The following is a 16715-nucleotide window of genomic DNA, read 5'->3' on the forward strand; positions in this document are numbered from 1 at the left end:
AAGGTAAACTTGCCGCCCCCGCAGGAGTCCTCATGAACTATCGTCACGCCTTCCACGCCGGCAACCATGCCGACGTCCTCAAGCACATCGTGCTCACCCGCCTCATCGCCCTGATGTCGCGCAAGGAGCAGCCGTTTGCCTATATCGATACCCACGCAGGGCTTGGCCTGTACGACCTGCAGGGCGATCAGGCGAGCCGTACCGGTGAGTACCTCGAAGGCGTCGCCCGCCTGTGGAATCGCGATGACCTGCCCGCCGTTACCGCTGACTATCTGGGTGTCATCAAGCGCCTGAACAAGAACGGCGAGCTGCGCTACTACCCGGGCTCCCCCGAACTGGCACGGCGCCTGATGCGTGAACAGGACCGTGCGCAGCTCAACGAAAAGCACCCTGAAGACGGCGTGCTGCTTAAAGAGAACATGAAGAAGGATCCGCGTGTCACCGTGCACCTGGGCGAGGGGTGGCACATCCCGCGGGCCCTGCTGCCGGTGCCGGAGAAGCGCGCGATCATGCTGATCGACCCGCCGTTCGAGCAGGCCGACGAGCTCAAGCGCTGCACCGTGGCGATGAAGGAGGCGATCGGTCGCATGCGCCAGACCGTCGCGGCCATCTGGTACCCGATCAAGGACCAGCGCTCGCTGACCCGCTTCTACCAGGACCTCACCAGCACCGGCGCGCCCAAGCTGCTGCGCGTGGAGCTGTATGTGCATCACCAGGACAGCCCGCAGGGCCTGAACGGCTCGGGCCTGGCCATCGCCAACCCACCGTGGGGCCTGGAAGACGAACTCAAGGAGCTGCTGCCGTGGTTGGCCAAGGAACTGGCACAGACCGCCGGCAGCTTCCGCATGGACTGGCTGATCGCCGAATAAACAGGCGTCGTAAGCACCGTGGGAGTGGGCTTGCCCGGCGATGGCGTCAGCAGATCCAACGCCATCGCGGGGCAAGCCCGCTGCCACGTCTATGCATCGCGTCAGGCGATCTTTGCGTTATAATCCCGCCCTTTAGCCGCCATCCGCCTGAATGGCCGGTGGCGCACTTCATACCGATTTGAGAGGCTAACCCCTTGGCACTGACGATTCTTGGCCTGTCCGGCGCCCTTAGCCATGACCCTTCCGCGGCCCTGTACATCGACGGCAAGCTGATTGCCGCCGCCGAAGAAGAGCGCTTCGTGCGTGACAAGCATGCGAAGAACCGCATGCCCTACGAGTCGGCGAAGTTCTGCCTGGAGCAGGCCGGCATCAAGCCGTCGGACGTCGACGTGGTGGCCATTCCTTTCGCCCCGATCAGCCTGTTCGGCAAGGCCCGCTGGCACTACGCCAAGCGCTACTGGTACGCCCCGGATCGCGCTCTCGACGCGCTGCTGATGGGCAACCGCCGCTACAAGCGCTACCGCAAGAAGATCGTCTGGTGCCTGGAGCAGCTGGGCTTCGATCCGAAGAAGATCAAGATCGAACCGGTCGAGCACCACCTGGCCCACGCCTCCAGCGCCTACCATTGCTCGGGCTTCAAAGAGAAGACCGCGATCCTCGGCATCGACGGCAAGGGCGAGTACGCCACTACCTTCTTCGGTTATGGCGAAAACGGCAAGATCCACAAGATCAAGGAATTCTTCGACCCGGACTCCCTGGGTGGCCTGTATGGCGCGATCACCGAGTTCCTCGGCTTCGAGATGCTCGATGGCGAGTTCAAGGTCATGGGCATGGCGCCGTACGGCGATGCCAGCAAATATGACTTCTCGCGCCTGGCCAGCTTCGAAAACGGCGAGTTGGTGATCAACACCGAGTACGCCAACGTCATCGGCCTGCGCCGTTATAAAGAGAAGGGCAAGGGCTTCTACTTCTCGCCCAAGCTGATCGAGTGGTTGGGTCCGAAGCGCGAAGGCGACATCGCCGACGAGCCGTATATCCACTACGCGGCGAGCATGCAGGCATTGTTCGAGAAGCTCGCCCTGCAGATGATCGACCACTACCTGGGCGATACCCTGAAAGAGACCGGCAAGCTGGCCTTCGCTGGCGGCTGTGCGCTGAACGTCAAGCTGAACCAGAAGATCATCGCCCGCGATGACGTGAAAGAGCTGTTCGTCCAGCCAGCGTCCGGCGACGCCGGAACTGCGGTAGGTGCAGCTGCCTATGTGTCCCACGCCCGTGGCGTGCCGGTCGAGAAGATGGAGCACGTCTACCTCGGCCCTGCGTACTCCAACGAAGACGTGATCGCCGCCTGCGCCCGTCACCCGAGCAAACCGGTATGGCGCAAGCTCGAGAACATGCCCGAGCAGATCGCCAAGATCATGGTCGACGGCAACCCGGTTGCCTGGTTCCAGGGGCGCATGGAGTTCGGCCCGCGCGCACTGGGTGGTCGCTCGATCATCGGTTGCCCGAGCGTGCCGGGCGTGGCCGACCGCATCAACCACCAGATCAAGTTCCGCGAGCGTTGGAGGCCTTTCTGCCCGTCGATGCTCGACACCGTCGCGCCGCAGATGATCAAGATCGATCACCCGGCGCCGTTCATGACCTTCACCTTCGAAGTGGCAGAAGAGTGGAAGACCCGTGTGCCGGAAGTGGTCCACGAGGACGGTACCTCGCGTGCCCAGGTGCTCAAGCGCGAGTACAACCCGCGCTACTACGACATGATGAAGGCGCTGGAAGACCTGACCGGCAACGGCGTGTCGCTGAACACCTCGCTCAACCGCCGTGGCGAACCGATGATCTGCTCGCCGACCGACGCCCTGAACATGTTCTTCGGCTCGGACCTGCAGTACCTGATCATGGAAGACATCCTGGTGGTCAAGGAAGGCGCCGCGCCGTATGACCAGCCGCTCTGAACCGCGGATCCTGCAGTTCTGCCATGGCTATGACGGGCCGTTCCTCGACTGCGCCCGTCAATATGCCAGCCTGTTCCAGGGCAGCGGCTACAAGGTCACCACCGTGTTCCTCACCGGGGCAGCTGACGCGCAGGTCGCGGCTGGCTGCGCCTCGGACGAGGTGTTGTTCCTGGAGTTCAGTTCAAAGGCCGTGCGTGGCCTGAAGCTGGGCGCCATCGCCGCGCTGCGCAAGATCGCCGCGCAGCGCAATTTCGCGTTTTGCATCGCCCACCGCTTCAAGCCGATCTATGTCGCGCTGCTGGCCACCGGTCTGCCGGTGATCGGCGTGCACCATGCGTTTGGCGACTACCAGCGCAAGGGGCGTCGCCTGTTCGCCAACCTGTTCTGTAAACGCCTGAGCCTGCTCGGTGTCTCGGACGCGGTGCGCGACGACATGCGACGCTGCCTGGGGCAGTGGCCGGCCGAGCGTATCCAGACCCTGTACAACCGCATCGATGTCGAGGCACTACAGGCCAGCCTGGTACCGCGTGACGAGGCGCGTCGCGCCTTGGGCCTGGATGAGCAGGCCTGGGTGGTCGGCAATGTCGGCCGACTGCACCCGGACAAGGACCAGGCCACGCTGTTGCGCGGCTTCGCCGAAGCCTTGCCTGGCCTGCCGGCTGGCGCGCGGCTGGCAATCCTGGGCAAGGGCCGCCTCGAGGCATCGCTCAAGGCATTGGCCAGTGAGCTGGGTATTGCCGGGCAGGTGGACTTCCTCGGCCAGGTGCCGGACGCCCGCCGTTACTTCCGCGCCTTCGATGTATTTGCGCTGAGCTCCGATCATGAGCCGTTCGGCATGGTCCTGCTCGAGGCCATGGTGGCGGGCGTGCCGCTGCTGGCCACCGCCTGTGGCGGCGCCCGGGAAGTGGTCGAGGGCGTGGGCGTGCTGTTCCCGCTGGGGGATGCCGCGCAGCTGGCCCAGGGCCTGAAGCATATGGCCGGGCTGGACGCCGGGCAGCGTGAGGCCTGTGCTTTGCACATGCTGCAGCGCCTGCAGCAGCGTTTTAGCGATCTGGCGGTGCGCGATGCCTTCTGGCAGTTGCCGCAGGTGCGTGCGCTGGTGGCGGAGGCCTGATGCTCAATCACCTCAAGGCCTGGCGCGAACGCGGCTGGCAAGTGATCGACGCGGCCGAATACAACGCTGCCTGGCAGCGTTTCGGCGGCAGTGTCGCCACGCACCCGCTGGTGGTCGAGCAACTGGCGGACCTGGCTCAGATCCCGGTGCGTTACCTCGGTTGTTTCCAGGGCGGCGAGCTCAAGGCCGCACTGCCAACCTGGGGGCGCCACCTGGCGCTGGCCAAGGATGTACTCAAGCGCGAAGGCAAGAAGGGTCTGTTCGACCTGGGCAATGCCGAGATCATCCTGCCGGCCGCTGCCGATGCCGGGGCGCCGCTGCGGCACGCCGGTCGCTACCTGTCGGAGCTGAACCAGGGCCGTTTCACCGGCCTGAAGGCGCAGCCTGAGCAGTTGGCCATGGCGCGGCCTCACGAGGATCTGTCGAAGAAGTTCCGCTATAACCAGCGTCGTGAGCTGCGACTGCTGGAAGAGGCGGGCGGGCAGGTGCGGCCGATCGGTGATTTCACTGCCGCCGAGATCGCGGCGATGTACTGTGATCTGTTCCAGCGTCGCTGGGGCTTCCCGGCCACCGGTGCGGACCGCATGGCCGAGGTGCTCGAGCGCCTGCGCGAGCTGCTGATCGGCTCGGTGCTGTTCCTCGAGGGGGCGCCAATCGCCATTCAGCTGGTGTATCGCGTCGAGGCGCCGCAGTGGATCAGCGTCGAATACGTCAACGGTGGTGTCGACCCTGAAACCAAGGCCTTCAGCCCTGGAAGCGTATTGAGCTTCATCAACACCCAGTCTGCCTGGGAGGATGCCACGGCCCGGGGCAAGGCGCTGCGGTTCTCGTTCGGTCGTGCAGACCGAGAGTACAAGGACCGTTGGTGCAACCCTGTACCGGTGTTTCAGTCGTGAGCCGCAAGCAGCAGTTGCTCAAGCGCCACCGGCGCAACAAGCGCCTGGGGCTGCTGGTGGGCCTGCTGCTGCTGGTCGTGTTGGGCGTGTTCGTTGCGTGGTGGTTGCCGCTGTTGTTGCTGCCGCTGTTGTGGGTGGCGCACGAGGCCTGGTTCGCCGATCACCTGTTCTACTCGCCGGGCGAAGACTACGCCTACCGTTTTGCCAAGGACACTCGCGAAGTCGCAGCGAGCCTGCAGGGCGATCTGTTGCAAACTGATGTTGCACTGCAAGGTGACGAGACACTGATCCTTGAAATCGGTATTCGTAGCAATTGGCTCGGGCGCTTCCTTGATCCTTGCGTCGAGCTGCTGGCGGGGGCCGCCAGCGACGTGCAAACGTTCGAGCGTGGCGTCAAAGGGGTGCGTTTCCTCAATCTGACCGGGTTGGCCGAACCGTTGGCGGCCGGCACGTTGCGCCTGCGTGGTCGGCATTGCCGATTGCAGCAATCGCCGCGCCTGTGGATAACTCCGGCGGTCGAATTGCGCAAACGCCGAGTGATGGTCATCGCCCCCCATGCCGATGACGCTGAGCTGGCGGCCTATGGCCTCTACAGCCAGGCCGACGAAACCTGGGTGGTCACTCTGACTGCCGGTGAGATCGAGGCCGAACACTACCAGGCCATGGGCCTGGCCAAGGCCGAGGCGGCCAGGCTGAAGGGGCGGTTGCGCGCCTGGGACAGCATCGCCGTGCCACGGTGGGCCGGCGTGCCGGAGTCGCGCTGTGTGCAACTGGGCTACTTCTGCCTGCAATTGCCAGTCATGCAGGCTGCGCCGGATCTGCCGGTGGGCTCGCGTGAAGCCGACCTTGCCGACATTCGTCCCTTCCGACGTTTCAATCCGTTCCCGCTGCCGGCCGATATCGATGGTGCGCCGACCTGGCACAACCTGCTGGCCGACCTGCGTGCCCTGTTCGAGATGGCCCGGCCCCAGGTGCTGGTGATGCCGCATTCGGTGCTTGATCCGCACCCGGACCACATCTGTGCCCAGGCCGCTGTGCTCGAGGCGCTGCAAGGCCTGGCGTGGCAGCCTGAAACGTTGCTGTGCTACGCCAACCACCTGCATGACAACGACCGCTGGCCGATGGGCGAGAGCGGAGATGGCGTGGCCCTGCCGCCGCAGCTGGAAGCCGCCGAAGCCTGGGCGCCCTGCAGCCTGGTGCTGGATATCGACACCCAGCGCGACAAGGCCATGGCTCTGGGCATGATGCATGACCTGCAACCTGCGCCCCCCTTCAAGCGTCGCCTGCGCCGTGCGTTGCAACGCTGGCTGGCAGGGCGCCGCCCATCGCCGTACGGAGAGAACGAATTCTTCCGCAAGGCGGTGCGCCGACATGAACTGTTCTGGCGTCGCGACCTGTGAGCGCCCAAGGAAAGCAATGAAAGTCCTATTTCTGGTGCAGAAGGAACAACGGGCGATTCTCGACCGTCTGTACGACGGCGTCGCGGCCAACTGCGACTGCGATCTGCGTTGGCTGAGCGACGAGGACCAGCGCAACCTGCGTCGCTATTTCAAGCGGGAAGTGGACGTCACGCGCTATGACCGTATCGTGTTCTTCCTGCGATTCAAGCAGGAAATCCGTCAGGTCGCGTTCATCCGCAGTGTTCCCAACCTGGTGATCCTCGAGCACGACGCCTACCAGAACTACATCCCCTGCAAGTACACCGGCAAGTTCAGTGAACACTATCGGCAACTGCCGTGGGCGCGGGTGATCAGCTCCGGCTACATGGTCAGCGAGCGTCTGCGTCAGGAAGGCTTCGACGCGGTATTCGTGCCCAAGGGCTACGACGAACAACTGCTGGCCGACCAAGGGCGCGAACGCGATATCGAGCTGGCATTCGTCGGCAGCACCAAGAGTGTCGCCTACAGTGGCCGCAAAGCCTTGCTGGACGAGTTGGGGCAGGTGGAGAACCTGGTGGTCACCCGTACCAAGTCGGGCGAGGACTATTGCAATACCCTCAACCGTATCCGCTTTTTCGTCAGTGCCGACGTCGGCATGGGCGAGTACATGATCAAGAACTTCGAGGCGATGGCCTGCGGATGCGTATTGCTGGCCTACGACCAGGGAGAAGCGGAGAACCGCGCCCTGGGGCTCGAGGACATGCGCAACGTGGTGTTGTATGACAGCATCCCGACGTTGCAGGCCAAGCTGCGCCAGTTACGCGAGGATCCTGTGCTGGCGGCGTTCATCGCTGGCAATGGGCGTGAACTGGCCACTGCGCGCTTCAGTTTCGCAGCCGTGGGCCGAAGCATTGTCGAGCACATGGTGCCTGCCCTGCGAGCGCATCCGCCGCTGACCACCTGGCAGCGCTTGCGTTTGCGGCTCGGTTTCTGACGTAGATTCGAGCGAGACTTCGCGGATCAGCAAAACGGCTGGCTTCAAGGCCCACCGAATCATCAAAGGGGCGTTACGCCGTTGAATATCCTCAATGTGATGTGGTCGGGCGGTTCGCCCTTCGCTTCCATCCACAGTGTGCACAGGCAGGTGCTGGCACATGCCCCGAGCGGTGCGCAGGTGACCAACTGGCTTCTGCTCGGAGAGGGTTTGTGTAGCGGTGTGGGCCAGACGCGTAGCTGGCATTTGTCGCCACGCGTGCTCAAGGGGCGGCTGTCGCATCGACTGGCACTGTCCTGGGTGAAGTGGCGTCTGCGTCGCGCGTTGAAGGCGGTGGGTCCCGATGCCCTGTTGCTGGACGGACTGGGCGTTGCCCGGCTGTTGCTGCCATTGTTGCGTCAGCTTCCAGACGTGCGGGTTGCTGTCCTGTTTCACGGTACGACACGCCTGACCCGACGCGATGTCACCCTGTTCCGGCAGTTTCCTGTCGAGCGCCTGACGGTCGCCGCTGTATCCACGACATTGGCGCATTCGCTGGAGCAAGGGCTGGGGCGGACGGTGCAAAGCTTGCGTGTGGCGCTGGATCCCCAGGCCTTCACCGAGCATTCGCTGGGCCGGGAGCAGGCCAGGCAGGCATTGTCGCTGATGGAAGACGGTCTGGTGCTGGGGGCGGTGGGTCGCCTGGTCGAGAGTAAAGGTTTCGAGATGTTGATCGAAGCATTCGCCAGGACGCGCGCAGTGCAGCACGGCGCTCGCCTGGTCATACTCGGCGATGGCCCGTTGCGTGGGCAGTTGGAAGCGCAGGCCAGAGCGCTCGGCGTGGGTGAGCGTATCCGGTTCTATGGCCATCGTGAAGATTCGACACGACTGTACCCGGCCTTCGACTGGTTGCTGGTGCCCTCCCGCTCGGAGGGGCTCGGGCTGGTGCTGCAGGAGGCCGTGCTTTCCAAGGTGCCGGTCGTCTGCAGTGACCTGCCGGTCTTTCGCGAACAGTTGGGTGGCGCGGGCCACTACCTGCCGACGGACGATTCGTGTGCCTGGGCTGATGTCATTGACGATTGCGCCTTCCAAGATGCCGGGGCCAAGGCTTCGGAGCAATGGCTGGCCTTGGCGCCGGAGCAGGGATGGCAAGCGTTTCGGTCTGGTTCGGCGAGCCTGCTGGCGCGCTGAGTGTCAACGCGCCGCCAGGGCTGCCTGGAACTGATCGAGGGGAAACTCCCGGGCGAGGGGTTCGCGCTCGATGTAGCGAACCATGTGCTGTACGTTGCGTTGCACCATTCGGGAAGAGAGCGGGGCGCGCAGGAAGCGCATGTCGGCCACATCGATCAAGCCCAGCAAGCCTTCGGGGGTCTCGACCACGTTGCCCAGATGCAGCGAGCGGAAGTAGATCCCCGCGCGATGCAGTCGCCGAATGAGCTCGACGAGTCGCGGCAATTGCCGGTCCCAGCTGAAGTCGGCCTGGCGCGACAGCTGCAGGAGGGTCTCGCCCGGCAACGGCCGATAGAGCACTGCGGTGCGGCCCGGCAGCGGCAGCTTGTGGTGGCTGATCACTTCCAGGGTCGGAAAGCCGGCGAAGGCCAGGCGTACGGCATTGTCGATGAAGCGCTGCGAGTAGGGGCGCAACAGCGCAGATGAAATCAGACGCTTGCGACGAAAAACCTTGAGGATATTTCCATCCCCAAGCAGGTAGACTTTGGCGCCGTGGCTATCTGCCTCAAGCACCTTGGCGCCGAGAGTCAATCGATCGAAGTCGACCTGGGAGAGCCGGGAACATTGCATGTATTCGAGCCTTGTCTTCTGGGCAGGCAAAAATGACCGGCAATAATGCCGAAATTTATCTGTTAGCACCATGACGGTGTGTTTGTGTTTTACATGGGGGAAAGGATGTTGCACGAAAAGAACTGGGCCAGAGCCTGGCTGGGGTGGGGGTTCATCTGGTTCCTGGCGGCGATTGCGCTGGCGCCGAGCAACAAGCTGTACCAGCAGGGCCTGATCCTGTTCCTGTGGTTGCCGACCCTGGGGTTTGCCTGGTCCGCCCGGCATGTCTATGCCCAGGCCTTGCGAAAGCAAACCGGCTTGTGGATCTGCGTCCTGGCCCTGCTGCTCTGGTGCGCCATCAGCCTTACCTGGTCGACCGCCGAGGATGGAGCGCGTGAAGGCAAGCGGCTCGTGTACATCCTGCTGTTCCTGCTGGCCTTTCCCCTGCTGGCACAGGCCGGCGTTCAGCAGGTTTCACGCCTTCTGCAGCTGGGAGGTGGGTTGCTGGCGCTGGCCGCGTTGATTTCGATCGTGCAGTTCTACGTGGTGGCGGGTAATCCGCTGGTGACCCGAATCGAAGGCATTGGTGAGATTTCCCACCCGATCCTGGGGGCCTATGTCATCGCTGCCGCAGTCCTCTGGCTGCTGTACAGCTTCCCCAGCCAGCGTGGGATGCAACTCGCCTGGGCGTTGGCCCTGGCCTGCCTGGGGGCTTTCGTGGTGTTCAGTCAGAGCCGCGGAGCCGCGTTGGCCCTGGTGGTGTCCGTCGTCCTGGCGCCACTGTGGTTCCGCAACCGCAGTAGCGGCCTGTTCGCCGTGCTGGCGGCCCTGGCCACTGGCGTCGCTTTCTACCTGATGTTCGAGTTGATCATGCTCAGGGGGTCGTCCTACCGTCCGGAGATCTTCCACGCAGCCGTGCAGATGATCCGTGAACACCCTGTCGGCGGCCTCGGGCTGGGCGCTTTCTACCGCGTGGAAGCGGTAGGGCTCGAGTTCGACCATACCCACAACATGTTCACCCACATTGCCGTGGAGTTGGGGTTGCCGGGGATGTTGCTGTGGCTGGGGGTCTGGCTGTGCACCCTGGTGGCGATCCTGCGTGCGCGCGACACGTTGTTCGGCAAGATCCTCCTGGTCTTCTGGGTGTACTCCACCCTGGCCATGCAGTTCGACGCCGCCAGCCTGACCGCCACGCCGCGTGCCGAGTGGTTCATCAGCTGGCTGCCAGTGGGCCTGGCAATGTTGTTGCCCTGGGCAGATGACCAGAATCGACGCTGTGGTAAAATCGCCGGTTCAATCTGAACAGCGAGCTCGATGATGGCCGAAACACCGCTACCGGTGGAGAACACCTCCAGCCTGAAGATCTACTTCAGGCTGCTGAGGTACGTGAAACCCTACATCGGCATCTTCCTGCTGAGTATCGTCGGGTTCGTGATCTTCGCTTCGACCCAGCCGATGCTGGCCGGGATTCTCAAGTACTTCGTCGACGGCCTGAGCAATCCCCAGGCCGTCCTGTTCCCCAACGTGGCCTACCTGCGCGACCTGCAACTGCTGCAGGCCGTTCCGCTGCTGATCATCCTGATCGCCGCCTGGCAGGGCCTGGGGTCGTTCCTGGGCAACTACTTCCTGGCCAAGGTGTCGTTGTGCCTGGTGCACGACCTGCGCGTGGAGCTGTTCAACAAGCTGCTGGTGCTGCCCAACCGCTATTTCGACAACCACAACTCCGGCCACCTGATCTCGCGTATCACCTTCAACGTGACCATGGTCACTGGCGCGGCGACCGACGCGATCAAGGTGGTGATCCGTGAAGGCCTGACGGTGGTATTCCTGTTCGCCTACCTGCTGTGGATGAACTGGAAGCTTACCCTGGTCATGCTGGCCATCCTGCCGGTAATCGCGGTGATGGTGAGCACCGCCAGCAAGAAATTCCGCAAGCAGAGCAAGAAAATCCAGGTGGCCATGGGGGATGTGACGCATGTCGCCTCCGAGACCATCCAGGGTTATCGGGTGGTGCGCAGTTTCGGCGGTGAGCGTTACGAGGAGCAGCGTTTCGGCGCCGCCAGCCAGAGCAACACCGACAAGCAGCTGCGCATGACCAAGACCGGCGCGTTGTACACGCCGCTGCTGCAACTGGTGATCTATACCGCCATGGCCACGCTGATGTTCCTGGTGTTGTTCCTGCGCGGAGACGCGTCGGCTGGCGACCTGGTCGCCTACATCACGGCCGCGGGCCTGCTGCCCAAACCGATCCGTCAGCTTTCGGAGGTCAGTTCGACCATCCAGAAAGGCCTGGCCGGCGCCGAGAGCATCTTCGAACAGCTGGATGAAGCGCCTGAAGTGGATACCGGTACTGTCGAGAAGGAGCGTGTCCAGGGCCGTCTGGAAGTGCGCAATCTCAGCTTCACCTACCCAGGGACCGAGCGTCAGGTGCTCAGCGACATCAGCTTCACTGCCGAACCTGGCCAGATGATTGCCCTGGTCGGTCGTTCCGGCAGTGGCAAGTCGACCCTCGCTGCGCTCATTCCGCGTTTCTATCATCACAGTGAAGGGCAGATTCTGCTCGACGGTGTGGAGATCGAGGACTATCGTCTGCGCAACCTGCGTCGCCATGTGTCCCAGGTCACCCAGCATGTCACGTTGTTCAATGACACCGTGGCCAACAATATCGCCTATGGCGACCTGGCCGGCGCACCGCGTGCCGACATCGAGGCTGCCGCCGCAGATGCCTATGCCAAGGAGTTCGTCGACCAGTTGCCAAAAGGTTTCGACACCGAAGTCGGCGAGAACGGTGTGCTGCTGTCGGGCGGCCAGCGCCAGCGCCTGGCGATAGCCCGTGCGCTGCTGAAGAATGCGCCGTTGCTGATTCTGGACGAGGCGACTTCGGCGCTGGATACCGAGTCCGAGCGGCATATCCAGGCCGCCCTGGACCATGTCATGCAGGGGCGCACGACGCTGGTGATCGCCCACCGACTGTCGACCATCGAGAAGGCCGACATGATCCTGGTGATGGACCAGGGGCGTCTGGTGGAGCGTGGTACCCATGCCGAGCTGCTTGAAGCCAATGGCTACTATGCTCGTCTGCATGCCATGGGCCTGGATGCGCCAGAAAACGCCGACATCACTTGAAACCCCTGAGATTGGGGTCTGCACGGCCCCGATTGTCACCGCAGTTGTCCACAGCGAAGCTGGCCGTAAAGCCCCCCTCGACCCTGTGCTAATATCCTGCCCCTGTTCACTTTTCCAATATTGGGTTGCCCATGAAGTTGTCCATGCCGCGTTTCGATCAAGCCCCGGTACTGGTGGTCGGCGATGTCATGCTCGACCGCTACTGGCATGGCGGTACTTCGCGTATCTCGCCTGAAGCGCCGGTGCCGGTGGTCAAGGTCGATCAGATCGAGGACCGTCCCGGCGGCGCCGCCAACGTGGCCTTGAACATCGCCGCCCTCGGCGCCCCAGCCGCGCTGGTTGGCGTCACCGGCCAGGACGAAGCCGCCGACAGCCTGGCCAACAGCCTGCAGGCCGCAGGCGTGCGCTCGATCTTCCAGCGCATCGCTCATCAGCCGACCATCGTCAAGCTGCGGGTCATGAGCCGCCACCAGCAGTTGCTGCGCATCGATTTCGAAGAACCCTTCGCCACCGACCCGCTGTCGTTGGGAGCGGAAGTCGATGCCTTGCTCGAAGGCGTCAAGGTGCTGGTGCTGTCCGACTACGGCAAGGGCGCGCTGAAGAATCACCAGTCGTTGATCCAGGCTGCCCGCGGCAAGGGCATCCCGGTGCTGGCCGACCCCAAGGGCAAGGATTTCTCGATCTACCGCGGCGCCAGCCTGATCACCCCGAACCTCAGCGAGTTCGAGACCATCGTCGGCCGTTGCGCCGACGAAGCCGAGCTGGTGGCCAAGGGCCTGAAGCTGCTCGAAGAGCTGGACCTGGGCGCGCTGCTGGTGACCCGTGGCGAGCACGGCATGACCTTGCTGCGCATCGGCCACCCGGCGCTGCACCTGCCGGCCCGAGCCCGTGAGGTGTTCGATGTCACCGGTGCCGGCGATACGGTGATTTCCACTCTCGCCGCGGCCATTGCCGCGGGCGAAGACCTGCCGCACGCGGTCGCCCTGGCCAACCTGGCTGCCGGCATCGTGGTCGGCAAGCTGGGTACCGCCGCTATCAGCGCACCCGAACTGCGCCGGGCGATCCAGCGTGAGGAAGGCTCAGAGCGCGGCGTGCTGGGGTTGGAGCAGTTGCTGCTGGCCATCGATGATGCCCGTGCGCACAACGAGAGCATCGTCTTCACCAATGGCTGTTTCGATATCCTGCATGCGGGCCACGTGACCTACCTGGAGCAGGCCCGTGCCCAGGGCGACCGCCTTATCGTCGCGATCAACGACGATGCTTCGGTCAGCCGCCTGAAAGGGCCGGGCCGTCCGATCAACAGCGTCGATCGTCGCATGGCCGTGCTGGCCGGGCTCGGTGCGGTGGACTGGGTCATCAGCTTCCCTGAGGACACCCCTGAGAACCTGCTGCGCCAGGTCAAGCCGGATGTGTTGGTCAAGGGCGGCGACTACGGTATCGATCAGGTGGTCGGTGCCGATATCGTCAAGGCCTATGGCGGCACGGTGAAGGTGCTCGGCCTGGTGGAGAACAGCTCGACCACGGCGATCGTCGAGAAGATCCGCAAGCACTGAGCCAGTTGCAATCGCGGGGCAAGTCGCATCGGCGCGCCGATGCGACTTGCCCCGTGTTCATTTGTGCAGCGTGTCCCGCGCCCGTTCCAGCAACGCCCGGGCCTTGTCACTGAAGCGCTCCAGGTGCGAAGCCGGTTCGCGCTTGTGCTCGACCAGGCCTTGTTGCTTCAACCAATCCTTCCAGCGTACCCGCTCCTCCCGAACTACCCAGCCTAGCTGTGGTGCAAAGCTTTCAGCCAACCATAGGCCGCGTGTGCTCGCCGGCAGCAGTTGATCCTTCTTCAGGGTATAGAGCTCTGCCAGCGGCTGGCCGTCCTGCAACGGCATCAGGTAAAGGTCGGGTTTTTTGCGGTCGAGCCGTGCCACCAGTTGGTCGCCCTCGAGCCGTTCATCGACATGGAACAGGCTCAGTGACTTGGCGTCCTTGGGCACTTGCAGACGCAAGTCGTAGATCAACTGCAACGACGCGGTGGGCAGGTGCACGTAGGCCCGTGGCCGCTCCAGCAAAGTCAGGCGCGCGCAATGCACCGGGCGGGCGGCACCGGACTCGGGCGAGAGCACGAATGGTAGCGCCTCGCGATAGTGCAGGGCGGCGGCATAGGGCGCCGGCAGCCAGGTGTCGTTGAAGCGCCCGCCAAGCCAGCCTTCGGGGGTTTCCAGCAGGCACTCCTCGGCCACTTCCTGGATCGCCGTGTGCAGCGGCAGGTTCAGCTCGTGGGCCGGGACATAGCCGGAAATCAGCTTGAGCACCACATCGCCACGGTCCTGTCGGCGTTGGCGCACCAGCACCCAGTAGTCGCGGCCTTGCCAGTTCAGGGTGAGGCGCACCGACACGCCAAGGTTGGCCAGCTCCGCCACGAAGTGTTCGGGGTTGGCGACCTGGATGGCCTTGCGCCGCTGCAGGGTCTGGGCGAAGTTCAGCGGCATGCCGATGCTCTGGTAGGTCAGGCCATCGGGCGTGGCTTCGACGTGCAGCGGCAGGGTCTTGAAGTTGCTCGGATTCTTGCGGATCAGCGTACGCGGCACGAGGCTCCTCCTTGCGTTGGGCCCCCGCCCAGGCGGCTCAGGGCCGGCTCAGGATGCGGGCGACGGTGGCCACGTTGTGGGCCAGGTGTACCGGGTTGATGGTACCGACGATGGCACTGCACACACCGGGGTGGGCAAACAGCAACTCGAAACTGGCCTGCACCGGGTCGACCCCCGGGGCCAGGCAGATATGGCCGCTGGCCAGGGCCTTCTTCACCAGGATGGCCTTGCCGTGTTCGGCAGCGTAGTCCAGCACGGGCCGCTCCGCCTGCTCGTTGAGATTGTAGGTGACCATGGCGCAATCACCTTGTTCCAAGGCCTTCAGGCCACCTGCGGCGGTCTTGCCGGAGAATCCGTAGCCGAGGATCTTGCCTTCGCGCTTGAGCGCGGCGAGGGTTTCGTACACCTCCTCCTGCTCGAGGATTGCCAGGTCGTTGCCATCGGAGTGCACCAGCACCAGTTCGATACGGTCGGTTTCCAGGCGCTTGAGGCTGCGCTCGACCGAGCGGCGGGTATGGGCGGCGCTGAAATCGAAATGCGACTGGCCATCCTCGAATTCTTCCCCTACCTTGCTGACGATGACCCACTGCTCGCGCTGGCCGCGCAGCAACGGGCCGAGGCGCTCCTCGCTGCGGCCATAGGCCGGGGCGGTGTCGATCAGGTTGATGCCCAGCTCGCGGGCTTGCGCAAGCAAGAGGCGCGCGGCCTGGTCATCGGGAATGGTGAAACCATTGGGGTATTTGACGCCTTGGTCGCGGCCCAGCTTGACCGTGCCCAGGCCCAGTGGCGAAACCCGCAGGCCGGTGCTGCCCAAGGGACGGTGGTGATCGTGCAGGGTCGGCAGGCTCATGGCAGCAGTTGCTCCCAGGCTGGCAGCGCCAGCGGCGGGCGCGGCAGGTCGGCAAGGTCAGGCTTGCTCGCTGGGCGGATGCCGTCGCGCTCGAAGCTGGCCAGCACGCGATCGGCGAAGTCCGGCGCCAGGGCCAGCTTGGTCGGCCAGCCGACCAGCAGGCGCTGCTGGTCGGCAAGGAAGGCGTTGTCCGGGCGTACCAGGCCCGATTGTGCGGGCTCGGCACGATCGACGCGCAGGGTGGCCCAGCGCACCAGGCTTTGATCGACCCAAGGCAGCAGGCTGGCGACTTCCTTCTGCGCTGCGGCGATCTGCGCCTCAGGCTCGCGAGCAACCCCGTCGGTCTCGGCGATATCGCCACCCAGGTACCACACCCACTGGCCATCGGCGGCCGGGTGGGTGGTCACGGTGATGCGCGGCTTGGGGCCACCGCCCAGGCAGTGGGCATACAAGGGCTTGAGGTTGGGCCCCTTGGCCAGGACCATGTGCAGCGGTCGGCGTTGCATGGCCGGTTGGTCCAGCCCCAGGGCGTGCAGCAGGTCTGCGGTGCCACCGCCGGCGCTGAGGACGATGCGCTGGGCGCGGATCTCGCGACCATCGACCACCAGGCCTGCCAGTTCTTCGCCGTCACGAAGCGGTTCGATGCGCTCGCCGGCCAGCAGGCTGTCACCCGCCAGTTGCGCGAGGTTTGCCAGCAAGCTGGGTACGTCGATGACCAGTTCGGCCAGGCGGTAGACCTTGCCCTTGAACGCACGATCCTGCAGGGCCGGCGGCAGTTGCTCGCCCTTGACCTGGTCGACCCGGCCGCGCACGGCCTTGCTGGCGAAGAAACTGGTGAGGTTGCCGGCCAGGGTGCCGGGGGACCAGAGGTAATGGGCCTCGGACAGCAGGCGGGTGCCGCTCAGGTCCAGCTCGCCGTTGCCGGCCAGCGCTTCGCGCCAGCGCCGCGGCATGTCGGCGATGGCTTCGGAGGCGCCGGTCAGTGCCCCGTGCAGGGCGTACTTGGTGCCACCGTGGATGATGCCTTGCGACTTGATGGTCTGCTCGCCACCGAGGCTGGCGCGTTCCACCAGTACCGTCGAATAACCCAGGCGGCGTAGCCGGGCATTGAGCCAGAGGCCTGCGACCCCGGCGCCGACGATCAGCACGTCAGTGGTAATGGCGGATGGCATGCGGGCACCTCGAAAACTGGGACAGG

At 64.2% G+C, this 16715-nt stretch carries 14 protein-coding genes; 10 read left to right on the forward strand and 4 right to left on the reverse strand.

Annotated features, from left to right (window positions below; all coding sequences use genetic code 11):
- Positions 1-32: 32 nt before the first annotated feature.
- From AAHK21_RS16395 to AAHK21_RS16425, 7 genes are all read left to right on the forward strand, one after another.
- Positions 33-869 (forward strand): 23S rRNA (adenine(2030)-N(6))-methyltransferase RlmJ, encoded by an 837-nt coding sequence (locus AAHK21_RS16395; protein WP_367857789.1) that lies wholly within the window; start codon positions 33-35, stop codon positions 867-869.
- 194 nt (positions 870-1063) lie between these two features.
- Positions 1064-2821 carry a carbamoyltransferase gene (locus AAHK21_RS16400; RefSeq protein ID WP_023630136.1) on the forward strand — a complete coding sequence of 586 codons (1758 nt, stop codon included), beginning with the start codon at positions 1064-1066 and terminating at the stop codon, positions 2819-2821.
- The gene (locus tag AAHK21_RS16405) at positions 2805-3935 is read left to right on the forward strand and encodes a glycosyltransferase (protein WP_367857790.1); all 1131 of its coding nucleotides are present in this window, start codon (positions 2805-2807) and stop codon (positions 3933-3935) included. Before AAHK21_RS16400 ends, AAHK21_RS16405 begins: the two co-directional genes overlap by 17 nt.
- Positions 3935-4831 (forward strand): antimicrobial resistance protein Mig-14, encoded by an 897-nt coding sequence (locus AAHK21_RS16410; protein ID WP_367857791.1) that lies wholly within the window; start codon positions 3935-3937, stop codon positions 4829-4831. The genes AAHK21_RS16405 and AAHK21_RS16410 overlap by 1 nt, the downstream gene beginning before the upstream one ends.
- A complete protein-coding gene (locus tag AAHK21_RS16415; protein WP_367857792.1) occupies positions 4828-6231 on the forward strand; it encodes a PIG-L deacetylase family protein in 1404 nt (467 codons plus the stop codon). Before AAHK21_RS16410 ends, AAHK21_RS16415 begins: the two co-directional genes overlap by 4 nt.
- A 16-nt stretch (positions 6232-6247) precedes the next feature.
- Positions 6248-7204 carry a glycosyltransferase gene (locus AAHK21_RS16420; RefSeq protein ID WP_367857793.1) on the forward strand — a complete coding sequence of 319 codons (957 nt, stop codon included), beginning with the start codon at positions 6248-6250 and terminating at the stop codon, positions 7202-7204.
- An 81-nt stretch (positions 7205-7285) separates the two neighbouring features.
- Entirely contained in the window at positions 7286-8374 is a 1089-nt protein-coding gene (locus AAHK21_RS16425; protein ID WP_367857795.1) for a glycosyltransferase, read from the forward strand.
- Positions 8375-8377: 3 nt separating this feature from the next.
- On the opposite strand, the gene AAHK21_RS16430 is transcribed toward AAHK21_RS16425, so the two are convergent.
- A complete protein-coding gene (locus tag AAHK21_RS16430) occupies positions 8378-8983 on the reverse strand; it encodes a toluene tolerance protein (protein WP_367857796.1) in 606 nt (201 codons plus the stop codon).
- 105 nt (positions 8984-9088) lie between these two features.
- On the opposite strand from AAHK21_RS16430, the gene AAHK21_RS16435 reads away from it, so the two are divergent.
- The 3 genes from AAHK21_RS16435 to hldE all read left to right on the forward strand — a co-directional run bounded on the left by AAHK21_RS16435 (position 9089) and on the right by hldE (position 13641).
- On the forward strand, positions 9089-10264 hold the full coding sequence (locus tag AAHK21_RS16435) for an O-antigen ligase family protein (RefSeq protein ID WP_367857797.1): 1176 nt from the start codon (positions 9089-9091) through the stop codon (positions 10262-10264).
- 15 nt (positions 10265-10279) lie between these two features.
- A complete protein-coding gene (gene msbA / locus AAHK21_RS16440; protein WP_367857798.1) occupies positions 10280-12088 on the forward strand; it encodes a lipid A export permease/ATP-binding protein MsbA in 1809 nt (602 codons plus the stop codon).
- Between the two features lie 131 nt (positions 12089-12219).
- Entirely contained in the window at positions 12220-13641 is a 1422-nt protein-coding gene (hldE, locus tag AAHK21_RS16445; RefSeq protein WP_367857799.1) for a bifunctional D-glycero-beta-D-manno-heptose-7-phosphate kinase/D-glycero-beta-D-manno-heptose 1-phosphate adenylyltransferase HldE, read from the forward strand.
- A 57-nt stretch (positions 13642-13698) separates the two neighbouring features.
- On the opposite strand, the gene AAHK21_RS16450 is transcribed toward hldE, so the two are convergent.
- Genes AAHK21_RS16450 through AAHK21_RS16460 form a run of 3 tightly spaced genes read right to left on the reverse strand, consistent with a single transcriptional unit; the run spans position 13699 to position 16689 of the window.
- A complete protein-coding gene (locus AAHK21_RS16450) occupies positions 13699-14667 on the reverse strand; it encodes a metal ABC transporter ATPase (RefSeq protein ID WP_367857800.1) in 969 nt (322 codons plus the stop codon).
- Positions 14668-14704: 37 nt separating this feature from the next.
- A complete protein-coding gene (locus AAHK21_RS16455; protein ID WP_367857801.1) occupies positions 14705-15517 on the reverse strand; it encodes an aldo/keto reductase in 813 nt (270 codons plus the stop codon).
- Entirely contained in the window at positions 15514-16689 is a 1176-nt protein-coding gene (locus AAHK21_RS16460) for an NAD(P)/FAD-dependent oxidoreductase (RefSeq protein ID WP_367857802.1), read from the reverse strand. Before AAHK21_RS16460 ends, AAHK21_RS16455 begins: the two co-directional genes overlap by 4 nt.
- Positions 16690-16715 lie beyond the last annotated feature (26 nt).

Source organism: Pseudomonas sp. TE50-2, assembly GCF_040813665.1.
Taxonomy (GTDB): domain Bacteria; phylum Pseudomonadota; class Gammaproteobacteria; order Pseudomonadales; family Pseudomonadaceae; genus Aquipseudomonas; species Aquipseudomonas soli.